Here is a 24,015-nt window from a genome sequence, read left to right as displayed (position 1 = left end):
AAGGCCATAATTTTTTAGGCCTGTCAACTTAGATCTCGTCCCGGTTCATGAAAAAATTTCTACTCATCACACTGCTGAGCTTTGCCCTGGCATTGACTGTTAAGGCACAGGCACCACAACAATTTAACTATCAGGGAGCAGCCAGGAATGCCAACGGCACACCAATGGTCAACAAGAACATTTCTTTGCGTATCAGTATTCTGGATGGATCTTCAACCGGAACAGCTCAGTATAGCGAGGTCAGAAATGTAGTAACCAATGCCTATGGCCTTTATGCAATCGCTATAGGCTCAAGTGGTGCAACTTCGGTGAGTGGAACTATTGCTGGCGTAACCTGGGCCAGTGGATTAAAATTTGTTAAAGTCGAAATCGATCCCGATAATGGAACCAATTTCAGTTTGGCCGGAACTGCGCAGCTATTGAGCGTTCCTTACGCGCTATATGCAACTAATGGCCCGGTCGGACCAAAAGGCGATACAGGAGCTATAGGCCCTGCTGGTGCACAAGGTGTAGCTGGCGTTGCCGGACCGCAAGGACCTGCAGGTGTTGCCGGAGCAACAGGCGCCCAGGGGCCTATTGGTTTAACGGGCGCGGTTGGTGCTCAAGGACCAGCCGGTGTAAAAGGAGATACAGGAGCTACAGGCCCTGCCGGAGTTCAGGGTCCACAAGGTGTAAAAGGAGATAAGGGCGATAAAGGTGATACAGGTGCCACCGGGCCAGTTGGACCATCAACCGGAGTTGCAGGTGGCGATTTAACCGGTAATTATCCAAATCCAACCCTTGCCAACATCCAGGGAAAAACCTTAAGTGCCAGCACACCGGTTAACAATCAGGTGTTATTGTTCGATGGCGCCGTTTGGAAACCAGTTACCTTAGATGTTGCCCAACTGGCAGGAGCAAAAGGTTTAACTTCTACCGATTTAGCCATAAGTGCCAATGGTGCCACTGCGCTGCTCAAAGATGTGGTTATTGATATCAATACCGGTGCCGTAACAACTGTTAAACTTGCAGATGCGGCTGTTACCACAGTAAAAATAACCGATGGAGCCATTACTACCCCTAAGTTGGCTGATGCAGCCGTTACCTCAATCAAAATCGGGAATAAAGAAGTTAAAAATGTAAATATTGCCGATGCCGCTGTAAATACCTTACAACTGACAGACGGCTCGGTTACCACGCCAAAACTGGCCGATGCAGCCGTTACCTCAATCAAAATCGGGAATAAAGAAGTTAAAAATATCAATATCGATGATGCCGCTGTAAATACCCTGCAACTGGCAGATGCTTCGGTTACTACGCCAAAACTAGCCGATGGGGCAGTTACCTCAATCAAAATCGGGAATAAAGAAGTTAAAAATATCAATATCGACGATGCCGCTGTAAATACCCTGCAACTGGCAGATGGTGCGGTAACCACGCCTAAACTTGCTGATGCCTCGGTAACATTGGCAAAATTAACTACAGCGGGTGTAGCCGATGCCAATAAAGTATATATTACCAATACCATTACCGGTAAACCCGAGCTTATTAGTCGCACCTTATTTGCTAATGCCAACGCCTGGGCATTAAAAGGAAATACGGGTAATGTCGATCAAACCAATAATTTTTTAGGCAATACTGATGATGTCGCCATCAATTTTTTAGTAAACGGGCAAAAATCTGGTCGTTTAGGTAATTCGGGCGAAACCAATGTTTCTTACGGTTATAAAACCATTGCCAGCAATGTTTCGGGTTTTTACAACAGTGCATTTGGTAAAGAAGCACTTTCGGTAAACATATCAGGCTACGAAAACAGTGCTTTTGGTCACATGGTACTGCAAAGGAGTTTCAGTGGTATTAACAACAGTGGCTTTGGTTCGCAGGCTTTAAGTGTTAGTACGGTAGGTTCTAATAACAGTGCATTTGGTACCCATACTTTAATGGCGAATGGAACGGGTATAAACAATACGGCAATAGGAAGTTTAACATTAGAAGCCAGTAACGGCGATAACAATACTGCTTTAGGCTATGCAGCCGGATCAAAAAACAATGGTTCTGGCAATATTTTTATTGGCAGCAATGCAGGCAGTACAAGTACCGGTGTGAACAATACTTTAGTTGTTGCCAATACCAATACCACCTATCCGCTAATTGCAGGCAGTATGACTACCGATGGCGGTACTTTAACGCTTAACGGCAGTAATGCAGCTACATCAACTACTTATGCGCCGGCAAATGCAAGCACGCTCAATGTAAATGGTTCAGTTTCGGCAAGTATCTTAACTTATACCACCGGTGGAACTTTAACACTAGATGCCAGTCATTATACTGTTAGACTAAAAAATACAGGTTTGGCCGTTACTTTAAATCTACCCGGACCGGTTACCTGCAAAGGCAGGATTTATGTGATTGTAAAAGCATTATCAACGGGCAATGTTACTTTAAACAATGCCATTACGATGAATGATGATACCACGCTTACTACGATTACCGGTAACAAAACATTAACCATCCAAAGCGATGGCTCATCGTGGATCTCTTTAAATTAAGCACGATGAAAAGGATATATTCCCTGTTTGTTTTTTTGCTATTGCTCTGTTTTGGGGCTCAGGTTAAGGCGCAGAGTTTGCCTTACGTACTTAATTCCGCCAGTGGCTCAGGTAAAATCAATAACCAGCTCTACGACTTCAGTATTGGCGAAATGACCCTGGTGCAAACTTTTCAGGCGAGCAATACCAGCTTAACACAAGGATTTTTGCAGCCCTTTTTAATTATCGATACACAGGCAGAAGTAAGCATTGTAAATAACATTCTTACGCCAAACGGCGATGGCAAAAACGATTTTTTTGTTATTAAAGGCCTTGATAAATATCCAAACCACAAGCTTACCATTTTTGACAGGGGAGGGCGGATGCTTTACTCTGCCGTAAACTACAAAAACAACTGGGATGGTTATGTGAACGGATCGGCGCTTGCCGAAGATACCTACTATTACATCCTCGATTTAGGTGGCGAAGGTACAGTTAAAGGGTTTATTTCTATTTTATATAAAAAGTAACGGCATGAGCAGCAGGAAAAGCATAATAACAGGGCTGTTGGTTTTATTAGGAATACCGGCATTAGCCCAGCTTAACCCGATGGGCAGTATTTATTATCAGAACCAGTTTTTAGCCAATCCGGCTATGGCAGGCATAGAAAAGGGGTTGAACCTTAACGCAGCATTAAAGACCCAGTGGACTGGAGTAGAGGGCGGACCCAGGATTCAATATTTAACTGGCGATTATGGTCTGCAAAATGATAAGGTAGGTCTGGGCATACTTTTTTATAACGAAGGTGCAGGCGCTATTAACCGTACAAGGGCAACGGTAACCTATGCTTACCATTTACCTTTAAATGGGGGCACCGAATTTATCGATTTCGGTCTCTCGGCAGGTATTATGAATGAGTGGGTAGATTTTGGCAAAGTAAAAGGCGACCTGGATGATGATGTACTGAATAGTTTTAACGACCGCAGATTGTATTTGGATGGCGATTTTGGTGTAGCATACCGTAATGATAAGCTCACTATTCAGGGTGCTTTGCCTAATCTGAAAAGGTTTTTTAAAAGAGATCAGATCAGAAATGTGGTAGATCGCTCTATCTATTTCCTGGCTGCAGGTTATAAATTTACTACCGATAAGTTGATTAATAGCATTGAGCCCAAACTGGTTTACCGCGGGGTACAGAACTACGATGGTATTTTTGATGCAGGCGTAAATCTTCAGTTTTTAGATCAGAAATTAATGCTTAATGGCATATACCACAGTACCAACAGTTTTACCGGAGGTTTTGGTGCCAACTATAAGAATCAATTTTCGATTTTGTTCCAATACACCACCAATACCTCAAAAATGCAGAATTACAGTAATGGAGAGTTTGAGGTAGGGTTAAAGTATAGCTTGAAGAATTAGCTATCGTTCGTTAGGTTTGTGATGGGGTTTAGCAGCCTACAAGGCACTACCTGGAGTAAAATAAACCAGACAGTAGCGGTTCCGATCCTTCATCGGAAATAGCGAATGGCGGGGCTGGTACAACTGATTAGCACAAGCACTGCTTTTCAAATGAAAGTGACAGTTTTTAATAGAAAGATCGTCATCTCGACTGAGCGTAGCAAATGGAGAGATCTATGTTTTGAATGATTGAATTTTGAGTGACTGAATAATCAATCATTCAAAATTCAATCCTTTGGCTTGCCTATCGGCCGCGGCCTTCGTCCCATTTATTGCGCTCATCCTGCAGCTCGCGGGCCAGCTTCATTTCTTTATCTTTGGCTTTTACCTTATGCGCCTGAAATTCATCGGCCACTTCCTGGTAAAGTTCTGTACGGTATTTGGCTTCGTGCCTTAATTTGCCCGACTGGAAAATAACAAATGCCAAACCAAGGCCCAGCACAATAATAATGGTCCAAACAATGGTATTGTAAGTGCCCTTATCAAAAGAAATTCCTAAAAACTTAATTTCATTAACCGAAGCGGTAGCATTAGCCAGCGAGCTTTCTTTTCCGCTTACTTCGCCTTTTAAACTCGAAATATTGCCGGCCTGTGCTTTAATTTCCTGCCTGGCCTCCTGCAATTGCTTGCGCTCCTTTCTCAGCGTATCGTTAACACTTTTCCATAAAGATGATAACCGGTTGGGGTTAATCAGCCTTGCGCCGTTAAAGCTTTTAGATTTCTTTAACATGAACTGATACTGGCCATTTAAGGACGGGTCGGTATTCTTAGTCGTGTCTGGTAAAGTTTGCGCAAATGCCGCATTTAGAAATAGCATGGCGCCTAAAAACAGTAGGGTGTGTTTAATTTTTTGCATAGTTTAAATATAGGTGTTATGGTGTAAAACTACATTTTTATCCATTTTCCGGGTAATAATTTTATGTGAAGTTTAGGGATGAAAGACAAAAATGTTTGTGTTTAACATGTTAAATAACAATTTTATCGAAGTTTTATTATAAAATTATTTGCGATAGGTTACATTTGTTTCATGCAAATAGGAATTATTGGTTTAGGCGATATGGGCAAATTGTACGCTGTATCGTTTGTAAACGCTGGTTATAAAGTATGTGGGGCCGATATGCCCTTGCGTTTTTCGGATTTAAAAAATGAGCTTGAACCTAAAGGAATTGAAGTTTTAATTGATGGCCATGAGGTCGCGCGCAAATCTGATTTTATAATTTACTGCGTTGAAGCCGAAAAAATTGATGAAGTAGTGGCTACTTTTGCACGCTCTACCAAGTACGGTGCAATTGTTTCGGGCCAAACATCGGTTAAGCATCCCGAAATTGCAGCTTTTGAAAAACACCTTCCGCATGATACCCAGATTGTAACATGCCATTCTTTGCATGGCCCGGCTTTTAGTCCGGAGGGGCAAACCCTGGTAGTGGTGCGCCACCGCGCTACAGACGAAGTTTATGCCCGGGCATTGGAAGTTTATCAATCTTTAAAATCGAACATCATCGAGATGGACGATTACCGTGAGCATGACCGCATTGTGGCCGATACGCAAGCTGTTACGCACATGGGTTTCGAAAGCATGGGCTCAGCATGGAAGAACGCTGGTTTTTTTCCCTGGGATAATCCAGCCTATGCTGGAGGGATCGATAACGTAAAAATTTTAACCACCTTGCGGATTTTTAGCTACAAATCGCACATTTATGCCGGTTTGGCCATCTTAAATCCTTATGCGCAAAAGCAGGTAAAATATTATGCCCAGGCCGAGTCTGAGCTTTATAAACTCATGATCTGCGAAAATGAAGTTGAGTTCAGGGAGAAAATTTATGCTGCGCGCGATTTTGTTTTTCACGAAAGCCGCCAGCTGCTGCTGCTTGATGATAACATCATGAAAGAATTCAGTCTTTCGGATGCCGATCATAAACAGAAACCCAATTCGCATTTAAGTCTACTGAGTATGGTGTATGCCTGGTATAAAATGGGCGTAAATCCGTATGATAACCTGATTTGCCAAACCCCGCCTTTTAAATTAAGGTTGGGTATTGCCGAGTATCTTTTCAAAAACCAGGAAATGCTCGAAGAGTCGATCCAAACGGCATTGTATGATAAATCTATCCGTGGGGATGACCTCGAATTTCATACGGCGGTGCATGAGTGGGCCTCGATTATCGGTTATGGGGATATTAATGGTTATAAAGCACATTTTGAAGCCGCTAAATCATTTTTCGCCAACCGGCTGAATGATGGCAGGGATTTGAGTGCAGAGATGATTAAAAGGTTGGGTAAGTAATGTAAAATGGATGATGGTGAATCCAAAATTATAAATGTTATTTCCTGTTGTTAATAGTTCATGAATTTAAGTGATGTTATTTTAAACTGTAATGAATATGTTGATGTGGATGAGTCAATTCATATGGTTTTCGCGAAAAAAATTGATAATAAATTTCAATCATCTTCTGAAGCAGTAGTTTTAAAATTATCGCCAGAAGAATTGGAACTGAAAGTAGGTCATATATCGAATTCAAAATGCCCTGGATATACTTATTTTTTAGAAATGTTTATCATTCAGGATTTTTGGGAGGGGTTAAAAGAAGCAAATGAATATTATTCCGATAAGGATATCGTGAATAGAGTTATTTATTATGCAGAATTTGATGCTTAATGTTGTCACAAAATAACGATAGAAGCATAATTAAAGCTTAAACAACAAATTGACAATAAAACGGCTTTTGATGATTAAAACCATCAGGCAATTCTGTGTTTAATTTATTAACTTTATTATTATGACAACTCTAACTGTAAACATCAACGATAAAAAGACTGAAAAGGCTGTTAAGGCCGTTTTGGATGCCTTGGGTTTAAATTATAGTATAGACAAACCTCAAACCTTGGAGCAGTATAATGCCGACCTTGACGAAGGAAATGCCGAAATAGAGAAAGGTAATTTTATTTCCGCAGATCAATTGAAAACCGAAGCCGGTAAATGGTAGTTGTTTGGAGTCATAAAGCAAAATTGGAACTAAAAAAAGTTTTTGATTACATTGCTTTAGATTCATTAAAGTATGCAGCGATGGTTCGTGATGAAATTATCGATCTAACCATTGCACTTGGCCAACACCCTGAAAAGTACGCGCTTGATAAATATAAAATAAACAATGATGGCAGTTGGAGGGCATTTGAAAAATATCATTACAGAATTTCGTATAAAATTACTTCAAATCAAATCCGAATAGTGCGTTTACGTCATACCAGTCAATCTCCTTTAAATTATTAACAAAGTTTTTTCCATCCCCCATTTTACATATTCCATATACCATATAGACTTTATTTTATTCCTTTAATCCTTCGTTTCCCCAAAAACAGTACATTATATTTGCCCGCATGTCGGTATTGCTGTTTACCATTATTGTTTTATCTGGAGCTTTTTTAGCCGGTTTATTGGGCTCATTAACAGGGCTGGGCGGGGGAGTAATTATTATTCCTTTACTTACGCTTGCCCTGGGGGTAGATATTCATTATGCCATTGGTGCTTCTATTGTTTCGGTTATTGCTACCTCATCAGGGTCGGCGGCAGCTTATGTGAAGGAAGGGATCACCAATATCCGTATCGGCATGTTTTTAGAGATTGCCACTACAATAGGTGCCATTTGTGGTGCAATTGTGGCCGTTTATTTAAATGCCAACTATATTGCCATTCTGTTCGGTTGTATTCTCATTTTTTCGGCCATCATGACCCTCAAAAAGAAAGTAGACCATACCACTTTGGATGATACCGATAAATGGGCCAGATTTTTTAAACTCAACGGCTCTTATCCCGATAGGGGCGAAGATCATCCTTATGCCGTAAAACATATTCCAGGTGGTTTCTTTATGATGCTTTTTGCCGGAACCTTATCGGGCTTGCTTGGAATTGGGAGCGGGGCTTTAAAAGTAATTGCCATGGATAATATTATGCGCCTTCCTTTTAAAGTATCTACTACTACCAGCAATTTTATGATGGGGGTTACGGCAGCAGCGAGTGCAGTGGTTTATCTGCACCGCGGTCAGATAGATCCGGGGATAGCCATGCCGGTTTGTATTGGGGTTTTAACCGGTGCTACTGTGGGCTCGAAAGTTTTATTGAAAACCAAAACCGATAAGCTTAAAATTGTATTTGCTGTAGTTGTTGCGTTCCTGGCGTTGCAGATGATTTATAAAGGAATAAGCGGATTGTAATGAATTTAGCCAATAAAGAAAATATAAAGGATAAAGATATTCAGTTGATACTGGGTACGCTTTTGCGTGCAGGCGTAATTATTTCGATGGGTATTGTACTTGTTGGTGGGGTAATTTTCCTGATCCATAACAAAGGTGTTATTACCGATTATAAAGTTTTTAAACCCGAGCTGGCCAAATTCTCTTCTATCTCAGCCATATTTAAAGGTGTGCTTACTTTACAGGGCGACGCGGTAGTACAGTTCGGCATATTGATGCTGATATTCACGCCAATAGCCCGGATTGTGTTCGCCATTTTTAGCTTTTTGGTTGAGCGTGATTACCTCTACGTGCTGATCGGATTTATCATTTTGGCGATTATAACCATCAGTTTAAATGGTGGTTTAGCACATTAACACTACTTTTAAAGTTAAATCGCATCATATCAGCAATTTATTTGAAAAAATATTTCGCTAACTATTTGAAAATTAATAATTCTTGTCTATCTTTGCCGTCCCTTTCGGGGGATGTACAACCACCTTGAACGAAGCCCTACTGCTTCGATGGGTGTTAAAAAGAAAAGATAAAATGTCAGGAATTATTGGAAAAAAAGTAGGAATGACCAGTATTTTCGATGCAGAAGGAAGAAACATTCCTTGTACTGTAATCGAAGCTGGGCCTTGTGTAGTTACACAAGTAAAGACCGAAGAAAAAGACGGGTATTCAGCTGTTCAGTTAGGATACGATGAGAAAAAAGAGAAAAACACATCTCAACCGTTAAAAGGCCATTTCGCGAAAGCAAACACAACTCCAAAACGCAAGCTGGTAGAATTCAACTCATTTACAACTGCACTTAACTTAGGTGATGTTGTAACTGTAGATGCATTTGCAGAAGGCGATTTTGTTGATGTTGTAGGTACCTCAAAAGGTAAAGGTTTTCAAGGTGTTGTAAAGCGCCACGGATTTGCCGGTGTTGGTATGCAGACTCACGGTCAGCATAACCGTTTACGTGCCCCAGGTTCATTGGGAGCATCATCATTCCCATCACGTGTATTCAAAGGAATGCGCATGGCAGGAAGAACAGGTGGAGACAGAGTGAAAATTCAAAACTTACAGGTTTTGAAAGTTTACGCTGAGCAAAACTTATTAGTAGTTAGTGGTTCCATTCCAGGAGCTAAAGGTTCTTACGTAATCTTAGACAAATAATCAGATGGAAGTTAAAGTATTAAACATTTCAGGTAAAGAAACAGGTGCCAAGGTGCAACTTCCTGAATCGGTATTTGGTATCGAGCCTAACGACCACGCGATTTATTTAGATGTTAAACAGTATTTGGCTAACCAACGTCAAGGTACTCACAAATCTAAACAACGTAATGAGATTGCTGGTTCGACCCGTAAACTATACAAACAAAAAGGTACAGGTGGTGCCCGTGCTGGTAGCATTAAATCTCCGTTATTTAACGGTGGTGGTCGTGTTTTCGGTCCTCAGCCACGTGATTACAGTTTTAAATTGAACAAGAAATTAAAATCATTAGCACGTAAATCGGCTTTAGCTTATAAAGCAAAAGATAACAACGTGGTAGTTTTAGAAGATTTCAGCTTCGATACCATTAAAACTAAAAACTTTACAAGTTTATTGGCTGCTTTAAAAGTAGATACTCAAAAAACTTTGTTGGTTTTACCTGCACAAAATAATAATATCTATTTATCAAGCAGAAACGTTCAGAAAACTAAAGTAATTGCAGCTTCAGATTTGAATACTTATGATGTATTAAACGCTGGAGTACTTGTGTTAACTGCTGATTCTGTTAAAACTTTGGAGGAGGCATTTGCCAAGTAATATGGAAATTTTAAAAAAACCAATATTAACCGAAAAAGCTTCAGCTTTAACTGAGAAATCTAACCGTTTCACTTTTAGCGTTAACCACAAGGCTAACAAAATCCAGATCAAAGCAGCTATTGAGAAATTGTACGGTGTAACCATCGTTGCAGTTAACACCATGGTTGTTGATGGAAAAGCTAAATCTCGTTACACTAAAGCAGGTTTTGTATCTGGCCGTAGCCCGAAATACAAAAAAGCAATCGTAACGTTAAAAGACGGCGAAACAATAGATTATTACGCAACTCTTTAATTTAATAATTCATTATAACTATGGGCTTAAGAAAATTTAAACCAGTTACTCCAGGTACCCGCTTCAGAGTTGGTGCTAGCTTTACGGAGATTACAGCAACCAAGCCCGAAAAATCATTGGTTGTATCATCAAAAAAGTCTGGTGGACGTAACAATACAGGTAAGATGACTATGCGCTATATCGGTGGTGGTCACAAAAAATCTTATCGTATTATCGACTTCAAACGCGATAAATTCGATATTCCTGCTACAGTTGCTACTGTAGAATACGATCCAAACCGTACTGCCCGCATCGCATTGTTAAACTATGCTGATGGCGAGAAGCGTTATATCATTGCTCCTGAAGGATTGCAAGTTGGTTCGGTATTATTATCGGGCGATACTGCAGCTCCAGAAGTAGGTAACACTTTAAAATTATCAAACATTCCATTAGGTTCTATCATCCACAACGTGGAGATTCACCCTGGAAAAGGAGCACAATTGGCTCGTAGTGCAGGTGCTTACGCACAATTAGCTGCCCGCGATGGTAAATATGCTACTTTAAAAATGCCTTCAGGCGAAACCCGTTTAATTTTAGTTACTTGTTTAGCTACAATCGGTGCGGTATCTAACTCAGATCACGCAAACGAAGTATTAGGTAAAGCAGGTCGTAAACGTTGGTTGGGCCGTCGTCCGAGAACTAGACCGGTAGCGATGAACCCAGTTGATCACCCAATGGGTGGTGGTGAAGGTAGATCATCAGGTGGTCACCCACGTTCAAGAAATGGCGTTTTAGCTAAAGGCTACAAAACCAGAGAACTTAAAAAATATTCTAATCGTTACATCATAGAGAGAAGGAAGAAATAATGGCTCGTTCGATAAAAAAAGGACCTTATATTGACCATAACGTAGAGAAAAAAGTAAACTCTATGAATGATTCAGGCAAAAAGTCTGTAATCAAAACTTGGTCTCGCAGATCAATGATTTCACCAGATTTCGTTAATCATACATTTGCAGTACACAATGGTAATAAATTTATTCCTGTGTACGTAACAGAAAACATGGTTGGTCACAAGTTGGGAGAATTTGCTCCAACCAGAACATTCAGAGGACACGCTGAAAAGAAAAAATAATTAGACAATGGAAGCAATAGCAAAATTAAACAATTGTCCAACCTCACCGCGTAAGATGCGTTTGGTTGTAGATCTTATCAGAGGTGAACGTGTAGAGAAAGCATTAAGCATTTTAAAGTTTACCAACAAGGAAGCAGCAATAAAAGTTGAGAAATTATTATTATCTGCTATCAAAAACTGGGAAGCTAAAAATGAAGGTGCCCGCCCTGAAGAAAGTCAACTTTTTGTTAAAACAATTATGGTTGATGGTGGCCGTCAGTTAAAACGCTTACGTCCAGCTCCTCAAGGCCGTGGATATAGAATTCGCAAACGTTCTAACCACGTTACGCTGATTGTAGATAGTAAAAACACAGAAACAACTCAAAACTAATTAGGAAATGGGACAAAAAGCAAATCCAATAGGTGCCAGATTAGGAATTATCAAAGGATGGGATTCTAACTGGTTCGGTGGCAACAACTACTCCGATAAATTAGTTGAAGATGAGAAAATAAGAAAATACCTTTCTGCCCGTATCGCTAAAGGCGGTGTTGCAAAAGTAGTTATTGAGCGTACCTTAAAACGTATCACTGTAACTATCCACACAGCTCGTCCGGGTATCGTAATCGGTAAAGCAGGTGCTGAGGTTGATAAAATCAAAGAAGAGTTAAAGAAATTAACTAAAAAGGAAATTCAAATTAACATCTTTGAGATTAAACGCCCTGAACTTGATGCACAATTAGTTGCAGAAGGTGTTGCAAAACAATTAGAAGCAAGGATCTCATTCCGTAGAGCAATGAAATCTTCTATCGCATCAACTATGCGTATGGGTGCTGAAGGTATCAAAATCATGACTTCTGGTCGTTTAGGTGGTGCTGAGATGGCACGTACTGAGCAGTACAAAGAAGGAAGAGTGCCTTTACATACCTTGCGTGCTGATATCGACTATGCTTTAGCTGAAGCTTTAACCACTTACGGTAAAATCGGTATTAAAGTATGGATCTGTAAAGGTGAGGTTTATGGAAAACGTGATTTGTCTCCAAACATCGGTTCGACAAACAACGGTCCAAAAGGCCAGTCAGAGAAACCAGCATTCGGTGGAAGAGATAACAGAGGTGGTGGAAGAGATAACCGTGGCGGTAACGACAGACGTGGTGGAAACCAAGGCGGTCGCCCAGGTCAAGGTGGTGCAAACAGAGGTGGTGGCGCAGGCGCTAACAGAGGTCCTCGTAAATAATTGATTTATTAACATCGTTTAACGATTAGAACAAAATAAAATGTTACAGCCAAAAAGAACGAAGTTCAGGAAGATGCAAAAAGGCAGAATGAAGGGTTTAGCTTCTCGTGGAGCTGAATTAGCATTCGGATCTTTCGGTATCAAATCTTTAGAAGCAACTTGGATCACAAGTCGCCAGATAGAGGCTGCCCGTATTGCGGTAACACGTTTCATGAAACGTGAAGGCCAGGTATGGATCAGAATTTTCCCTGACAAACCGGTAACTAAAAAACCTGCTGAGGTACGTATGGGTAAAGGTAAAGGTGCTCCTGAGTATTGGGTAGCAGTTGTAAGACCTGGACGTGTAATTTTCGAAGCTGAAGGTGTGCCTTTAGAAGTTGCTAAAGAAGCATTACGTTTAGCAGCTCAGAAATTACCAATCCAAACCAAATTCGTAGTACGTAGAGATTACGTAGAAGCATAGTAAAGTGTTGAGGTGAATGTTGTAAATACTTGTTTATTATAACCGCTACACTCAACGTAAAAGAAAAGAAAAATGAAAAATTCAGAAATCACAGGGCTTTCAAAAGAAGAATTAGTAGCTAAGATTGCGGAAGAAAAAGAGAACTTATCAAAATTGAAGTTCGCTCACACTATTTCAGCTATCGAAAATCCTTCGCGTATTGCAAAAGTAAGGAAAGACATAGCCCGTTTAAACACTCAGTTGACTAAAGTGAAAAACAGCGAGTCAGCTACTGAAACCAAATAATTTGAGAGTCGACATGGAAAGACAATTAAGAAAAACAAGAACCGGGTTAGTGGTAAGCAACAAGATGGATAAATCTGTTGTGGTGAGCGTGGAGCGTAAAGTGAAACACCCGATTTATGGTAAGTTCGTAAAGAAAACTACCAAATTTATGGCTCACGACGAGAAAAACGAATGCGGTATCGGCGATACCGTATTGATTATGGAAACTCGTCCTTTGAGTAAAAACAAGAACTGGAGATTGGTACAAATTTTAGAGAGGGCTAAATAAGATGGTACAACAGGAATCGAGATTAAACGTTGCTGATAACAGCGGCGCGAAAGAAGTATTGGTAATTCGTGTGTTAGGTGGAACCGGCAAACGTTATGCTTCAATTGGTGATAAAATAGTTGTTACCGTAAAAAGCGCTTTACCTTCGGGTAACATTAAAAAAGGTACAGTTTCTAAAGCAGTTGTTGTAAGAACTAAAAAAGAAATCCGTCGTAAAGATGGTTCTTATATCCGTTTTGACGATAATGCGGCTGTATTATTGAACGCACAGGATGAGCCAAGAGGTACACGTATCTTTGGCCCGGTTGCGAGAGAACTACGTGAAAAACAATTCATGAAAATCGTATCATTAGCACCGGAGGTATTATAAAATGGGAAACAAAGTAAATACACCAAAACTTAAAATCCGCACTGGAGATTTAGTTAAAGTAATTGCTGGCGATTCAAAAGGTCAACAAGGAAAAGTACTTTCAGTACAAACAGATAAAAACAGAGCCATTGTAGAAGGCATCAACTTAGTTGCTAAACACACTAAACCAAATGCTGCAAATCCTAACGGTGGTATTATTAAAAAAGAGGCTGCTCTTCACATTTCTAACTTGATGTTGGTTGATCCAAAATCTGGTAAAACTACCCGCGTTGGTCGTAAACTAAACGCTGATGGTAAAATCGTTAGAGTTGCTAAAATTTCAGGGGAGGAGATTAAATAATGGCTACACCTAGATTAAAAAGCAAATACAAAGAAGAAGTTGTAAATGCATTAAAAGAGAAATTTCAGTACAAAACTGTTATGCAGGTTCCTAAATTGGAAAAAATCTGTATCAATCAGGGTGTAGGTCGTTTTTCTGTTACTGATAAAAAGATTATGGATACTACAATCGTTGAGTTGACTACCATTACTGGTCAGCAAGCGGTTCCGGCACAATCAAAAAAGGATATCTCTAACTTTAAATTACGTAAAGGTATGCCGGTTGGTGTACGCGTAACATTACGTGATAACAACATGTACGAGTTCCTTGATCGTTTGATCTCTGTTGCTTTGCCACGTATCCGTGATTTCAAAGGTATTAACGATAAAGGTTTCGATGGTAAAGGTAACTACACTTTAGGTGTTACTGAACAAATCATCTTTCCTGAGATTAATATAGATAAAATCAATAAAATTTTAGGGATGGATATAACTTTCGTAACTTCGGCAAAATCTGACGTTGAAGCACTTGAGTTATTGAAACAATTCGGATTACCATTTAAAAATCAAAAAACAGCAGAATAATGGCAAAAGAAGGTGTAAAAGCACGCGAAGTTAAGCGCCAAAAATTGGTAGCTAGATACGCTGAAAAACGTGCAGCATTAAAAGCTGCAGGAGATTTCGAGGGTTTGGATAAATTACCAAAGAACTCATCTCCGGTACGTTTACACAACCGTTGTAAATTAACTGGTCGTCCTCGTGGATATATGCGTACCTTTGGTATTTCAAGGGTAACATTCCGCGAAATGGCACTAGACGGTAAAATACCAGGTGTTAAAAAAGCATCTTGGTAATATAAAGTATCAGGTACAGAGTATCAGGTATCAAGACGGAATGGTTTCTTGATACCTGATACTTATGTCTTATTACTAGAAAAAGAATTTTAACCGATAGCAGGTCCCACAGCTGGGTAGCAGAAGGAAACCACTATCAAAAACAATAAATAATGAATACAGATCCAATAGCAGATTATTTAACAAGAGTAAGGAATGCCATTAAGGCCAACCACAGAGTTGTAGAAATTCCTGCATCAAACCTTAAAAAGGAAATCACTAAAGTACTTTTTGATAAAGGTTACATCGCGAACTATAAGTTTGAAGATACTACAGTTCAAGGCACCATTAAAATTGCTTTGAAATACAATCCGATTACTAAAGTTCCTGCTATTCGTACATTAGTGCGAGTAAGTAAACCAGGTTTGAGACAGTATGCAGGCGTTGAAAATATGCCAAGAGTATTAAACGGTTTAGGTATCGCAATCTTATCTACTTCAAAAGGTGTAATGACCGATAAAGAAGCAGCCAAATTAAACATTGGTGGTGAGGTATTGTGTCACGTTTATTAATATTTAGGAGAACAACACAATGTCAAGAATAGGAAAAGCCCCAATTACAATCCCTGCAGGTGTAACCATTACAGTATCTAACGATAACGTTGTAACTGTAAAAGGCCCTAAAGGTGAATTATCACAAGCAGTTGATAAAGATATCACTGTAAGTCAGGAAGATGGAATTTTAACAGTTCAACGTCCATCAGATCAAAAGAAACACAAAGCATTACACGGTTTATACCGCTCTTTGCTTAACAACATGGTTGTTGGTGTTACAGCAGGTTATACATTAACTCAAGAATTAGTGGGTGTTGGTTACCGTGCTACAAACCAGGGTAATACATTAGACCTGGTTTTAGGTTATTCTCACCACTATGTATTCCAGTTACCAGCAGAGATTAAAGTAACTACGCAATCAGAAAAAGGTCAGACTCCTAAAATCATTTTAGAGAGTATCGACAAACAATTGATTGGTCAGGTAGCAGCGAAAATCCGTTCGTTACGTGCACCAGAGCCATACAAAGGTAAAGGTATCAAGTTTGTGGGTGAAGTGTTAAGAAGAAAAGCAGGTAAATCAGCATCTAAAAAATAGTAATCATGGCAGGTAAAAAATTATCAAGAAGAGATCGTATTAAAAAAGGGATCAGAAAAAGACTTACCGGTTCGGAAGAGCGTCCAAGGTTATCTGTATTTAGAAGCAATAAAGGGATTTATGCGCAGGTAATTAACGACGTAACCGGTACAACAATTGCTTCGGCATCATCATTATCAAAAGATTTTGCAGGTACAGGAAGCAAAAGCGACCAATCAGTTGCAGTAGGTAAATTAGTTGCTGAAAAAGCAATTGCTGCTGGTGTTAAACAAGTTGTTTTCGATAGAAATGGCTATTTATACCACGGTCGTGTAAAATCGTTGGCAGAGGGTGCCCGCGAAGCTGGTTTAGTATTTTAATCTGAAGAAAAAGTAAGATGTCAACTATTAATATAAAAAGAGTAAAAACCACCGATATCGAATTAAAGGATCGTTTGGTTAGTATACAACGTGTTGCCAAAGTAACCAAAGGTGGCCGTACTTTCAGCTTCTCGGCAATTGTTGTTGTAGGTGATGAAAACGGTATTGTAGGTTTCGGTTTAGGTAAAGCGAAAGAGGTAACTGAAGCTATTGCAAAAGGTGTGGATGATGCCAAAAAGAACTTGGTAAAAGTTCCAATTTTAAACGGTACTGTTCCTCACGAGCAAATCGGTAAATTCTCAGGTGGTTTTGTATTAATCAAACCAGCTGCAGTAGGTACCGGAGTAATTGCAGGTGGTGCGATGCGTGCTGTATTAGAGAGTGCCGGTGTACACAACGTATTGGCAAAATCTAAAGGTTCATCTAACCCACACAACGTGGTAAAAGCAACTGTTGATGCATTAACTAAAATGCGCGACGCTTATACAGTAGCTCAAACCCGTGGTATCGATTTAAACAAAGTATTTAACGGATAATATCATGGCTAAGATCAAAATAACACAAGTAAAAAGCGTTATCGACAGAAGCGAGCGCCAAAAAAGAACCGTTCAGGCTTTGGGTTTATCTAAATTGAACCAAAGTGTTGAGGTTGAAGCTACACCGCAAATTATCGGTATGATTCGTAAAGTGAATCACCTGGTAGCTATCGAAGCAATCTAATAAAAAAAGTTAAAGGTAATATGGGGTAAAATCCGTATTACCTTTATATATGTTTAATCGTTGTACCTGTTTAGTGAAAGCGAAGGGCAACACAAATTCAAAAAAATGAATTTAAGTAATTTAAAACCTGCAAAAGGTTCTACAAAAAACAGCAAAAGAATTGGTCGTGGTACAGGTTCAGGTCGTGGCGGTACTTCAACTCGTGGTCACAAAGGTGCGGGTTCTCGTTCAGGTCACTCAACCAAAATCGGTTTCGAAGGTGGTCAAATGCCTTTACAACGTCGTGTGCCTAAAGTTGGTTTCAAACCAATCAACCGTACTGAATACGTTGGTGTAAACTTAGACGTATTACAAAACTTAGCTGAAAAATTCAGCTTAACAACTATCGATTTCGCCGCTCTCCAGGCGCATGGTTTAGCTTCAAAAAACGACTTGGTTAAAATCTTAGGTCGTGGTGAAGTGAAAGCAAAATTAGAAGTTACAGCACATGCGTTTTCTGCAACCGCACAAAAAGCTATTGAAGCTGCAGGTGGTTCTATTGTAAAATTGTAATTATTAAATGAAGAAGCTATTTACTACTTTAAGTAATATCTGGAAAATTCAGGAATTAAAAGAGCGTATATTGTTTACGCTCTTAATTCTTTTGGTATACCGTTTCGTTTCTCACGTGGTTTTACCAGGTGTAGATGCAACTGCTTTAGGCAATAACGAAAAATCAGGACTTTTAGGCTTACTGGATATGTTTGCCGGAGGTTCTTTCTCTCGTGTGTCTATTTTGGCGTTGGGGGTAATGCCTTATATCTCTGCATCAATTGTGGTGCAACTATTGGGTATTGCTGTTCCTTCTTTCCAAAAAATGCAGAAAGAAGGCGAAAGTGGTAGAAAAAAAATGAACCAGATTACCCGTTACCTAACGGTAGCGATCACAATCGTTCAGTCTGTTGGTTATGTTAAAACACAGGTTCCGGCAGAAGCTATTTTATTACCAAACACTTTATTCCTGGTGTTATCTACGTTTGTATTAACGGCAGGTACCTTATTTGTAATGTGGTTAGGTGAAAAAATTACTGATAAAGGAATTGGTAACGGTACCTCACTAATCATTATGGTTGGTATCATTGCCCGTTTACCTGTTGCAATTTCTCAGGAGTTTAGTGCACGTGTGGGTTCGTCAAGTGAAGGTGGAGGTCCGGTAGCATTAGTTTTAGAAATTGTTGCCTTATTTGCAGTTGTAATGTTCACCATTTTAATTGTTCAGGGTGTACGTAAAGTGCCTGTACAATACGCTAAGAAAATTGTGGGTAACCGCCAGTTTGGTGGTGTTCGTCAGTATATTCCGTTAAAGGTTAATGCTGCCGGTGTTATGCCAATCATTTTTGCTCAGGCGTTAATGTTCATTCCAGGTGCAATTATGCAATTTGTTCCTTCATTACAAGGTTCTTGGTTAATTCAGTTTAGCAACACTACATCGTTGGCTTATAGCTTAACGTTCGCATTTTTAATTATTGCCTTTACTTTCTTCTATACTGCCATTACAGTTAACCCAACTCAAATGAGCGATGATATGAAGAAAAACGGTGGTTTTATCCCAGGTATTAAACCGGGTTTAGCAACATCAACTTTCATTGATGATGTAATTTCTAAAATCACTTTCCCAGGTGCAGTATTTTTAGCGATCATTGCTATTTTGCCATCTATTGCGGTTAAGTTCGGTATTAAACAAGAGTTTGCTCACTTCTTTGGTGGTACATCTTTATTGATTTTGGTTGGTGTTGTTTTGGATACCTTACAACAAATCGAAAGCTATTTATTGATGCGTCATTATGATGGTTTAATGAAAACCGGTAGGGTTACTGGCAGAACAGGTGTACCTGCTGCAAGTAGCAACGCTGCGTTGTAGTGTAAAGGATGTCTAAAATTTATTACAAGTCTCTTGAAGAGATCGAGTTAATAAGAGAAAGTTCCATGCTTGTTTCTAAAACTTTAGCCGAAGTGGCTAAGGTGATAAAAGCAGGCATGACTACTATTCAGTTAGATAAGTTAGCTTATGAGTTTATTGGTGATCACGGAGCAATTCCTGCATTTTTAAACTACAATGGTTTCCCTTACTCATTGTGTATTTCGCCAAATGAACAGGTTGTTCACGGTTTTCCGGGCGAATATGTAATACAGGAAGGAGATTTAATTTCGGTTGACTGCGGCGTAATTAAAAACAATTATTTTGGCGATTCGGCTTATACTTTCTCTATAGGGGAGGTTGATGCTGAAAAACAAAAACTGGTTGAAGTTACCAAGCGTTGCCTGGAGTTAGGCATTGAAAAAGCAGTAGCTGGCATGCGGATCGGTGATATCGCTTTTGCAGTTCAGCAACATGCAGAAACTAACGGATTTGGTGTAGTAAGAGAACTGGTTGGACATGGCGTAGGTGTAAAGCTTCATGAGAAACCAGAAGTTCCCAATTATGGAAAGCGTGGGGCAGGACCAAAACTTGAAGAAGGAATGGTGATTGCAATTGAGCCCATGATTAATGCAGGCGTTGCCGGTGTTAAATTCCATAAAGACGGATGGACAGTAACGAGTAAAGACAATAAGCCATCGGCACATTTTGAACACACAGTGGCTATAAAAAAGGGCAAAGCAGATGTTTTATCGACGTTTTCTATTATAGAAGAAGTTTTACAACAAAAAAAATAAATAATTAAAATTTTTTATTTAATTTTGCAACCCTGTTTAGAAGCAGCTAATTAAGTAACAATCAATAAAATATGGCTAAACAAGCCTCAATTGAACAAGACGGAGTAATAAGAGAAGCATTGTCTAATGCGATGTTCAGAGTTGAACTCGAAAATGGACATGAAATTATTGCGCACATTTCAGGAAAGATGCGGATGCACTACATCAAAATTCTTCCTGGTGATAAAGTGAAACTAGAGATGTCGCCGTATGATTTAACAAAAGGTCGCATCACTTATAGATACAAATAAAATGAAAGTTAGATCATCAATTAAAAAACGTAGCGCTGATTGCAAGATTATTCGCCGTAAAGGTAAACTTTACGTTATCAACAAGAAAAATCCTAAATACAAGCAACGTCAAGGGTAATTAGAAAATATTGTAATTTACCGTACAACGGTGGCCCGCCGTTCGGGATTACTTCAAAACAACAATAAATATGGCAAGGATTTCAGGTATTGATTTACCAAGAAACAAAAGAGGAGAGATCGGTTTAACCTATATCTATGGTATCGGTAGAACAACTGCACAACGTATTTTAACTACTGCAGGAATCGATTTAAACAAAAAAGTACAAGACTGGTCTGATGATGAGTTATCGGCAATCCGTACTATGATTAACGATGAGATTAAAGTAGAAGGTGCTTTACGCTCAGAGGTTCAGTTAAACATCAAACGTTTAATGGATATCGGTTGTTACCGTGGTTTACGTCACAGAAAAGGTTTACCTTCTCGTGGTCAGCGTACTAAAAACAACTCACGTACTCGTAAGGGTAAGAGAAAAACAGTTGCTAACAAGAAAAAAGCTACTAAATAGAAATTGATAGATATGAGATATGAGATTTTAGATATGAGACCATATCTTTAACTCTACTCAATCTGGATTAAAGATAATAATTAGATATAAAGTACCGAGGTAGAGCAATTCTCATATCTCAATTCTCATATCTAGCATCTAATACAAGAAAATGGCTAAAAGTAAAAAAGTAACAAAAAAACGTATCGTTGTAATTGAGCCTGTTGGTCAGGCGCATATCAATGCTACTTTCAACAACATCATCGTTACCTTAACAAACAACAACGGACAGACTATTTCATGGTCTTCTGCTGGTAAAATGGGCTTTAAAGGTTCTAAAAAGAACACGCCTTATGCAGCTGGTCAAGCAGCTTCAGATTGCGGTAAAGTTGCGTTTGACTTAGGTTTACGTAAAGTTGAAGTATTTGTAAAAGGTCCGGGTTCAGGTCGCGAATCTGCAATCAGAACTTTACAGGTAGCAGGTCTTGAAGTAACATCTATCAAAGATATTACTCCACTTCCTCACAACGGATGTCGTCCTCCTAAAAAGAGAAGAGTTTAATTAATTTTAAAGCTAAGAATCTCCAGCTACAGGTTGGATGATACTTTAAAAACAGAAAAAAAATGGCAAGATATACAGGCCCAAAATCAAAAATCGCCCGTAAATTCAGAGAACCAATCTTCGGTCCTGATAAGGTGTTAGACAGAAAAAATTATCCTCCTGGACAACACGGTGTGTCTAAAAGAAGAGGAAAACAATCTGAGTATGCAATCCAGTTAATGGAGAAACAAAAAGTAAAATATACTTATGGTGTATTAGAAAAGCAGTTCAGTAACTTGTTTAAAAAAGCATCTTCTCGTGCTGGTATTACCGGTGATAACTTACTTCAGTTATTAGAAGCACGTTTAGATAACACAGTATACCGTTTAGGTATTGCAACAACCCGTTCTGGTGCACGCCAGTTAGTTAGCCATAAACACGTAACCGTGAATGGTGAAGTTGTAAATATCCCTTCATATCAGTTAAAAGCTGGTGATGTGGTTGCTGTTCGTGAAAAATCTAAATCATTAGAATCAATTAGTAACTCAGTTGCAGGCAGAACAATTAACAAGTTCGCATGGTTAGAGTGGAACGCTGGTGAATTAACCGGTAAATTCTTAACTTACCCTCAACGTGATGAGATTCCTGAAAACATCAAGGAAAACTTAATCATCGAGTTGTACTCAAAGTAATAAATAAGCTAGTTAATTACCTCAAAAGGGTAATTAACTTTTTTCTTGTTACTATATATTCAATAACGAATTTAAAAAATTATAAATGGCAATTTTAGCATTTCAGAAACCTGACAAAGTGATCATGCAGAAATCAACTGATTTCGATGGCACATTTGAATTTCGTCCTTTAGAGCCCGGTTTCGGTGTAACAATTGGTAATGCCTTAAGAAGAATTTTACTTTCTTCGTTAGAAGGTTATGCTATTACTACTATTCGTTTTTCAGGCGTTTCTCACGAGTTTTCTACCATGAAAGGTGTTGTAGAAGATTTAACTGATATCATCTTGAACTTAAAACAAGTTCGTTTTAAGAAAACAGGCGATTCAGGTGATTCTGAAAAAGTTTTCATCATCGTTAATGGTCAGGATCAGTTCAAAGCTGGTGATATCACTAAATTCTCTAACAACTTTACAGTTTTAAACCCTGAGCACGTAATCTGCAACATGGATAAATCTGTTACTTTGGAAGTGGAATTAACCATCAATAAAGGACGTGGTTATGTACCTGCTGAAGAAAATAAAGTTGCTGATGCTGTTGTAGGTGTTATTGCGATCGATTCGATTTATACTCCGATGAAAAATGTAAAATACACGATCGAAAACTTTCGTGTTGAGCAAAAAACGGATTATGAAAAATTAGTATTGGATATCTCTACTGACGGTTCAATTCATCCTGAAGAAGCATTAAAAGAAGCGGCTAAGATCCTTATCCAACACTTTATGCTATTCTCTGATGAGAATTTAGTATTAGAATCTCAGGCTAAAGAAGAAACTAAAGAAGTTGACGAGGAAATTTTACACATGCGTAAAATCCTTAAAACTGAATTGGTAGATATGGACTTATCAGTTAGAGCATTAAATTGCTTAAAAGCTGCTGATATCCGTACTTTAGCTGATTTAGTTTCTTACGATGTTGCTGATATGTTAAAATTCAGAAACTTCGGTAAAAAATCTTTAACAGAGATTCAGGAACTTGTAAAATCAAAAGGTTTATCATTTGGTATGAACCTGTCTAAATTTAAATTAGACGAAGAATAAAAAGCATGGCGCCATGCGCTTAGCGCTAAGCGTTGAATAAAATAATTTATAACAGTGTATAATTCCCTCTGAGACAGAGACGGTATACACTTAATCCAAGAACAATGAGACACGGTAAAAAAGTTAATCACTTAGGCAGAACCGACAGCCACAGAAAAGCGATGTTAGCTAACATGGCTACTTCACTTATTAAAGCAAAAAGAATTACTACAACTTTAGCTAAAGCTAAAGCTTTACGTACTTATGTTGAGCCATTAATCACTAAAGCGAAAAATGACACCACTCACTCACGTCGTACAGTTTTCTCTTACCTACAGGATAAAGAAGTAATCACTATTTTGTTCCGCGAAGTGGCTGAGAAAGTTGCTAACCGTCCAGGTGGTTACACTCGTATCATTAAATTAAACAATCGTCAAGGTGATAACGCTGAGATGGCTTTAATTGAACTGGTAGATTATAACGAAGTTTACGGTAAAGAAGTAGAAGCTAAAGAAGAGAAGAAAACTACTCGTCGTGGTAGAAGCAAATCTGCTGCTGCTCCTAAGAAAGCTGCTGAAGCGAAAGCTGAAGTTGCTGAAGAGGCTGCACCAGAAGCTGCTCCTGCTGAAGAAGCTCCAGCTACTGAAGAACCAAAAGGCGAATAATTTTATTCACCTTAAAATAAAAAAAGTCCTGTTCGAAAGAGCAGGACTTTTTTGTTTTTCTAACCATTTGATCGTCATTGCTGTGCCGTCAGATGTTAACATCTGAAGGTTATTGCTGAAACTAACGCAATTTAAGAATGTACAACACTGTGT

The 24,015-nt window shown here is 39.0% G+C and carries 39 protein-coding genes; 38 read left to right on the top strand and 1 reads right to left on the bottom strand.

All coding sequences use genetic code 11. The annotated features are described in order from the left end of the window. Positions 1–47: 47 nt before the first annotated feature. Genes OC25_RS28455 through OC25_RS10165 form a run of 3 tightly spaced genes read left to right on the top strand, consistent with a single transcriptional unit; the run spans position 48 to position 3,929 of the window. Positions 48–2,528 carry a hypothetical protein gene (locus OC25_RS28455; RefSeq protein WP_052266110.1) on the top strand — a complete coding sequence of 827 codons (2,481 nt, stop codon included), beginning with the start codon at positions 48–50 and terminating at the stop codon, positions 2,526–2,528. A gap of 5 nt (positions 2,529–2,533) precedes the next feature. Then, positions 2,534–3,037, top strand: coding sequence for a T9SS type B sorting domain-containing protein (locus OC25_RS10170; protein WP_039475245.1), 504 nt, complete (start codon positions 2,534–2,536; stop codon positions 3,035–3,037). A gap of 4 nt (positions 3,038–3,041) precedes the next feature. Next, a complete protein-coding gene (locus OC25_RS10165; protein WP_082018568.1) occupies positions 3,042–3,929 on the top strand; it encodes a PorP/SprF family type IX secretion system membrane protein in 888 nt (295 codons plus the stop codon). Positions 3,930–4,212: 283 nt separating this feature from the next. Here the strand turns inward: OC25_RS10165 and OC25_RS10160 are convergent, their stop codons facing one another. After that, complete coding sequence (locus OC25_RS10160) at positions 4,213–4,824, bottom strand: hypothetical protein (protein ID WP_039475242.1); 612 nt, start codon at positions 4,822–4,824, stop codon at positions 4,213–4,215. A 171-nt stretch (positions 4,825–4,995) separates the two neighbouring features. Here OC25_RS10160 and OC25_RS10155 point away from each other — a divergent pair, with 171 nt between their 5' ends. From OC25_RS10155 to rplQ, 35 genes are all read left to right on the top strand, one after another. Next, positions 4,996–6,252: a prephenate dehydrogenase gene (locus OC25_RS10155; protein WP_039475239.1), complete on the top strand. Its 1,257-nt coding sequence runs from the start codon at positions 4,996–4,998 to the stop codon at positions 6,250–6,252. 60 nt (positions 6,253–6,312) lie between these two features. Beyond that, on the top strand, positions 6,313–6,624 hold the full coding sequence (locus OC25_RS10150; protein WP_039475236.1) for a hypothetical protein: 312 nt from the start codon (positions 6,313–6,315) through the stop codon (positions 6,622–6,624). A gap of 121 nt (positions 6,625–6,745) precedes the next feature. Continuing rightward, entirely contained in the window at positions 6,746–6,952 is a 207-nt protein-coding gene (locus tag OC25_RS10145) for a hypothetical protein (RefSeq protein ID WP_039475232.1), read from the top strand. Beyond that, positions 6,946–7,236 (top strand): type II toxin-antitoxin system RelE/ParE family toxin, encoded by a 291-nt coding sequence (locus OC25_RS10140; protein ID WP_039475229.1) that lies wholly within the window; start codon positions 6,946–6,948, stop codon positions 7,234–7,236. Before OC25_RS10145 ends, OC25_RS10140 begins: the two co-directional genes overlap by 7 nt. A 107-nt stretch (positions 7,237–7,343) precedes the next feature. Further along, positions 7,344–8,177 carry a sulfite exporter TauE/SafE family protein gene (locus tag OC25_RS10135; RefSeq protein ID WP_039475227.1) on the top strand — a complete coding sequence of 278 codons (834 nt, stop codon included), beginning with the start codon at positions 7,344–7,346 and terminating at the stop codon, positions 8,175–8,177. Beyond that, positions 8,177–8,572: a DUF1634 domain-containing protein gene (locus OC25_RS10130; RefSeq protein ID WP_039475223.1), complete on the top strand. Its 396-nt coding sequence runs from the start codon at positions 8,177–8,179 to the stop codon at positions 8,570–8,572. Before OC25_RS10135 ends, OC25_RS10130 begins: the two co-directional genes overlap by 1 nt. A gap of 172 nt (positions 8,573–8,744) precedes the next feature. Then, positions 8,745–9,362 (top strand): 50S ribosomal protein L3, encoded by a 618-nt coding sequence (rplC, locus tag OC25_RS10125; protein ID WP_039475454.1) that lies wholly within the window; start codon positions 8,745–8,747, stop codon positions 9,360–9,362. Between the two features lie 4 nt (positions 9,363–9,366). After that, the gene (rplD, locus tag OC25_RS10120; RefSeq protein ID WP_039475219.1) at positions 9,367–9,996 is read left to right on the top strand and encodes a 50S ribosomal protein L4; all 630 of its coding nucleotides are present in this window, start codon (positions 9,367–9,369) and stop codon (positions 9,994–9,996) included. Position 9,997: 1 nt separating this feature from the next. Beyond that, positions 9,998–10,288 (top strand): 50S ribosomal protein L23, encoded by a 291-nt coding sequence (gene rplW / locus OC25_RS10115; protein ID WP_025145221.1) that lies wholly within the window; start codon positions 9,998–10,000, stop codon positions 10,286–10,288. 20 nt (positions 10,289–10,308) lie between these two features. Continuing rightward, positions 10,309–11,133, top strand: coding sequence for a 50S ribosomal protein L2 (rplB, locus tag OC25_RS10110; protein ID WP_039475216.1), 825 nt, complete (start codon positions 10,309–10,311; stop codon positions 11,131–11,133). After that, the gene (rpsS, locus tag OC25_RS10105) at positions 11,133–11,399 is read left to right on the top strand and encodes a 30S ribosomal protein S19 (protein ID WP_010599906.1); all 267 of its coding nucleotides are present in this window, start codon (positions 11,133–11,135) and stop codon (positions 11,397–11,399) included. Before rplB ends, rpsS begins: the two co-directional genes overlap by 1 nt. Before the next feature lie 7 nt (positions 11,400–11,406). Continuing rightward, complete coding sequence (gene rplV, locus OC25_RS10100; RefSeq protein WP_039475213.1) at positions 11,407–11,769, top strand: 50S ribosomal protein L22; 363 nt, start codon at positions 11,407–11,409, stop codon at positions 11,767–11,769. Positions 11,770–11,776: 7 nt separating this feature from the next. Continuing rightward, positions 11,777–12,613 (top strand): 30S ribosomal protein S3, encoded by an 837-nt coding sequence (gene rpsC, locus OC25_RS10095; protein WP_039475210.1) that lies wholly within the window; start codon positions 11,777–11,779, stop codon positions 12,611–12,613. Between the two features lie 40 nt (positions 12,614–12,653). Next, a complete protein-coding gene (gene rplP, locus OC25_RS10090) occupies positions 12,654–13,076 on the top strand; it encodes a 50S ribosomal protein L16 (RefSeq protein WP_010599903.1) in 423 nt (140 codons plus the stop codon). Between the two features lie 72 nt (positions 13,077–13,148). Then, positions 13,149–13,361 carry a 50S ribosomal protein L29 gene (gene rpmC, locus OC25_RS10085; RefSeq protein ID WP_039475207.1) on the top strand — a complete coding sequence of 71 codons (213 nt, stop codon included), beginning with the start codon at positions 13,149–13,151 and terminating at the stop codon, positions 13,359–13,361. Between the two features lie 13 nt (positions 13,362–13,374). Then, entirely contained in the window at positions 13,375–13,629 is a 255-nt protein-coding gene (gene rpsQ / locus OC25_RS10080) for a 30S ribosomal protein S17 (protein WP_010599901.1), read from the top strand. Position 13,630: 1 nt separating this feature from the next. After that, positions 13,631–13,999 carry a 50S ribosomal protein L14 gene (gene rplN, locus OC25_RS10075; RefSeq protein WP_008244575.1) on the top strand — a complete coding sequence of 123 codons (369 nt, stop codon included), beginning with the start codon at positions 13,631–13,633 and terminating at the stop codon, positions 13,997–13,999. Position 14,000: 1 nt separating this feature from the next. Then, a complete protein-coding gene (gene rplX, locus OC25_RS10070) occupies positions 14,001–14,339 on the top strand; it encodes a 50S ribosomal protein L24 (protein ID WP_039475195.1) in 339 nt (112 codons plus the stop codon). Beyond that, positions 14,336–14,902, top strand: a complete 567-nt coding sequence (gene rplE, locus OC25_RS10065; protein ID WP_086003386.1) for a 50S ribosomal protein L5 — start codon at positions 14,336–14,338, stop codon at positions 14,900–14,902. Before rplX ends, rplE begins: the two co-directional genes overlap by 4 nt. After that, complete coding sequence (rpsN, locus tag OC25_RS10060; protein ID WP_039475193.1) at positions 14,902–15,171, top strand: 30S ribosomal protein S14; 270 nt, start codon at positions 14,902–14,904, stop codon at positions 15,169–15,171. The genes rplE and rpsN overlap by 1 nt, the downstream gene beginning before the upstream one ends. 152 nt (positions 15,172–15,323) lie before the next feature. Beyond that, positions 15,324–15,722, top strand: coding sequence for a 30S ribosomal protein S8 (gene rpsH / locus OC25_RS10055; protein WP_039475190.1), 399 nt, complete (start codon positions 15,324–15,326; stop codon positions 15,720–15,722). Positions 15,723–15,741: 19 nt separating this feature from the next. Next, on the top strand, positions 15,742–16,299 hold the full coding sequence (rplF, locus tag OC25_RS10050) for a 50S ribosomal protein L6 (protein ID WP_039475188.1): 558 nt from the start codon (positions 15,742–15,744) through the stop codon (positions 16,297–16,299). Positions 16,300–16,304: 5 nt separating this feature from the next. Then, positions 16,305–16,658 (top strand): 50S ribosomal protein L18, encoded by a 354-nt coding sequence (gene rplR / locus OC25_RS10045; protein WP_039475186.1) that lies wholly within the window; start codon positions 16,305–16,307, stop codon positions 16,656–16,658. A 17-nt stretch (positions 16,659–16,675) separates the two neighbouring features. Next, on the top strand, positions 16,676–17,194 hold the full coding sequence (rpsE, locus tag OC25_RS10040) for a 30S ribosomal protein S5 (protein ID WP_039475184.1): 519 nt from the start codon (positions 16,676–16,678) through the stop codon (positions 17,192–17,194). 4 nt (positions 17,195–17,198) lie between these two features. Continuing rightward, positions 17,199–17,378, top strand: a complete 180-nt coding sequence (rpmD, locus tag OC25_RS10035; RefSeq protein WP_039475181.1) for a 50S ribosomal protein L30 — start codon at positions 17,199–17,201, stop codon at positions 17,376–17,378. Between the two features lie 105 nt (positions 17,379–17,483). Further along, complete coding sequence (gene rplO / locus OC25_RS10030) at positions 17,484–17,930, top strand: 50S ribosomal protein L15 (protein WP_039475451.1); 447 nt, start codon at positions 17,484–17,486, stop codon at positions 17,928–17,930. Positions 17,931–17,937: 7 nt separating this feature from the next. Further along, the gene (gene secY / locus OC25_RS10025; RefSeq protein WP_039475179.1) at positions 17,938–19,278 is read left to right on the top strand and encodes a preprotein translocase subunit SecY; all 1,341 of its coding nucleotides are present in this window, start codon (positions 17,938–17,940) and stop codon (positions 19,276–19,278) included. 8 nt (positions 19,279–19,286) lie between these two features. Further along, entirely contained in the window at positions 19,287–20,072 is a 786-nt protein-coding gene (map, locus tag OC25_RS10020; protein WP_039475178.1) for a type I methionyl aminopeptidase, read from the top strand. 71 nt (positions 20,073–20,143) lie between these two features. Continuing rightward, positions 20,144–20,362, top strand: a complete 219-nt coding sequence (infA, locus tag OC25_RS10015; protein ID WP_010599888.1) for a translation initiation factor IF-1 — start codon at positions 20,144–20,146, stop codon at positions 20,360–20,362. Between the two features lies 1 nt (position 20,363). Beyond that, positions 20,364–20,480, top strand: coding sequence for a 50S ribosomal protein L36 (gene rpmJ, locus OC25_RS27320; protein WP_010599887.1), 117 nt, complete (start codon positions 20,364–20,366; stop codon positions 20,478–20,480). A 70-nt stretch (positions 20,481–20,550) separates the two neighbouring features. Further along, positions 20,551–20,928, top strand: coding sequence for a 30S ribosomal protein S13 (gene rpsM / locus OC25_RS10010; protein WP_010599886.1), 378 nt, complete (start codon positions 20,551–20,553; stop codon positions 20,926–20,928). A gap of 151 nt (positions 20,929–21,079) precedes the next feature. Then, entirely contained in the window at positions 21,080–21,469 is a 390-nt protein-coding gene (gene rpsK, locus OC25_RS10005; RefSeq protein ID WP_039475175.1) for a 30S ribosomal protein S11, read from the top strand. A gap of 62 nt (positions 21,470–21,531) precedes the next feature. Next, complete coding sequence (rpsD, locus tag OC25_RS10000) at positions 21,532–22,140, top strand: 30S ribosomal protein S4 (RefSeq protein ID WP_039475172.1); 609 nt, start codon at positions 21,532–21,534, stop codon at positions 22,138–22,140. An 85-nt stretch (positions 22,141–22,225) separates the two neighbouring features. After that, positions 22,226–23,218: a DNA-directed RNA polymerase subunit alpha gene (locus OC25_RS09995; RefSeq protein WP_025145205.1), complete on the top strand. Its 993-nt coding sequence runs from the start codon at positions 22,226–22,228 to the stop codon at positions 23,216–23,218. Between the two features lie 104 nt (positions 23,219–23,322). Beyond that, entirely contained in the window at positions 23,323–23,862 is a 540-nt protein-coding gene (rplQ, locus tag OC25_RS09990) for a 50S ribosomal protein L17 (protein ID WP_039475167.1), read from the top strand. Positions 23,863–24,015 lie beyond the last annotated feature (153 nt).

The sequence above is a fragment of the Pedobacter kyungheensis genome (assembly GCF_000812965.1).
Classification (GTDB): domain Bacteria; phylum Bacteroidota; class Bacteroidia; order Sphingobacteriales; family Sphingobacteriaceae; genus Pedobacter; species Pedobacter kyungheensis.
This window is presented reverse-complemented; position numbering and strand designations above follow the sequence as displayed.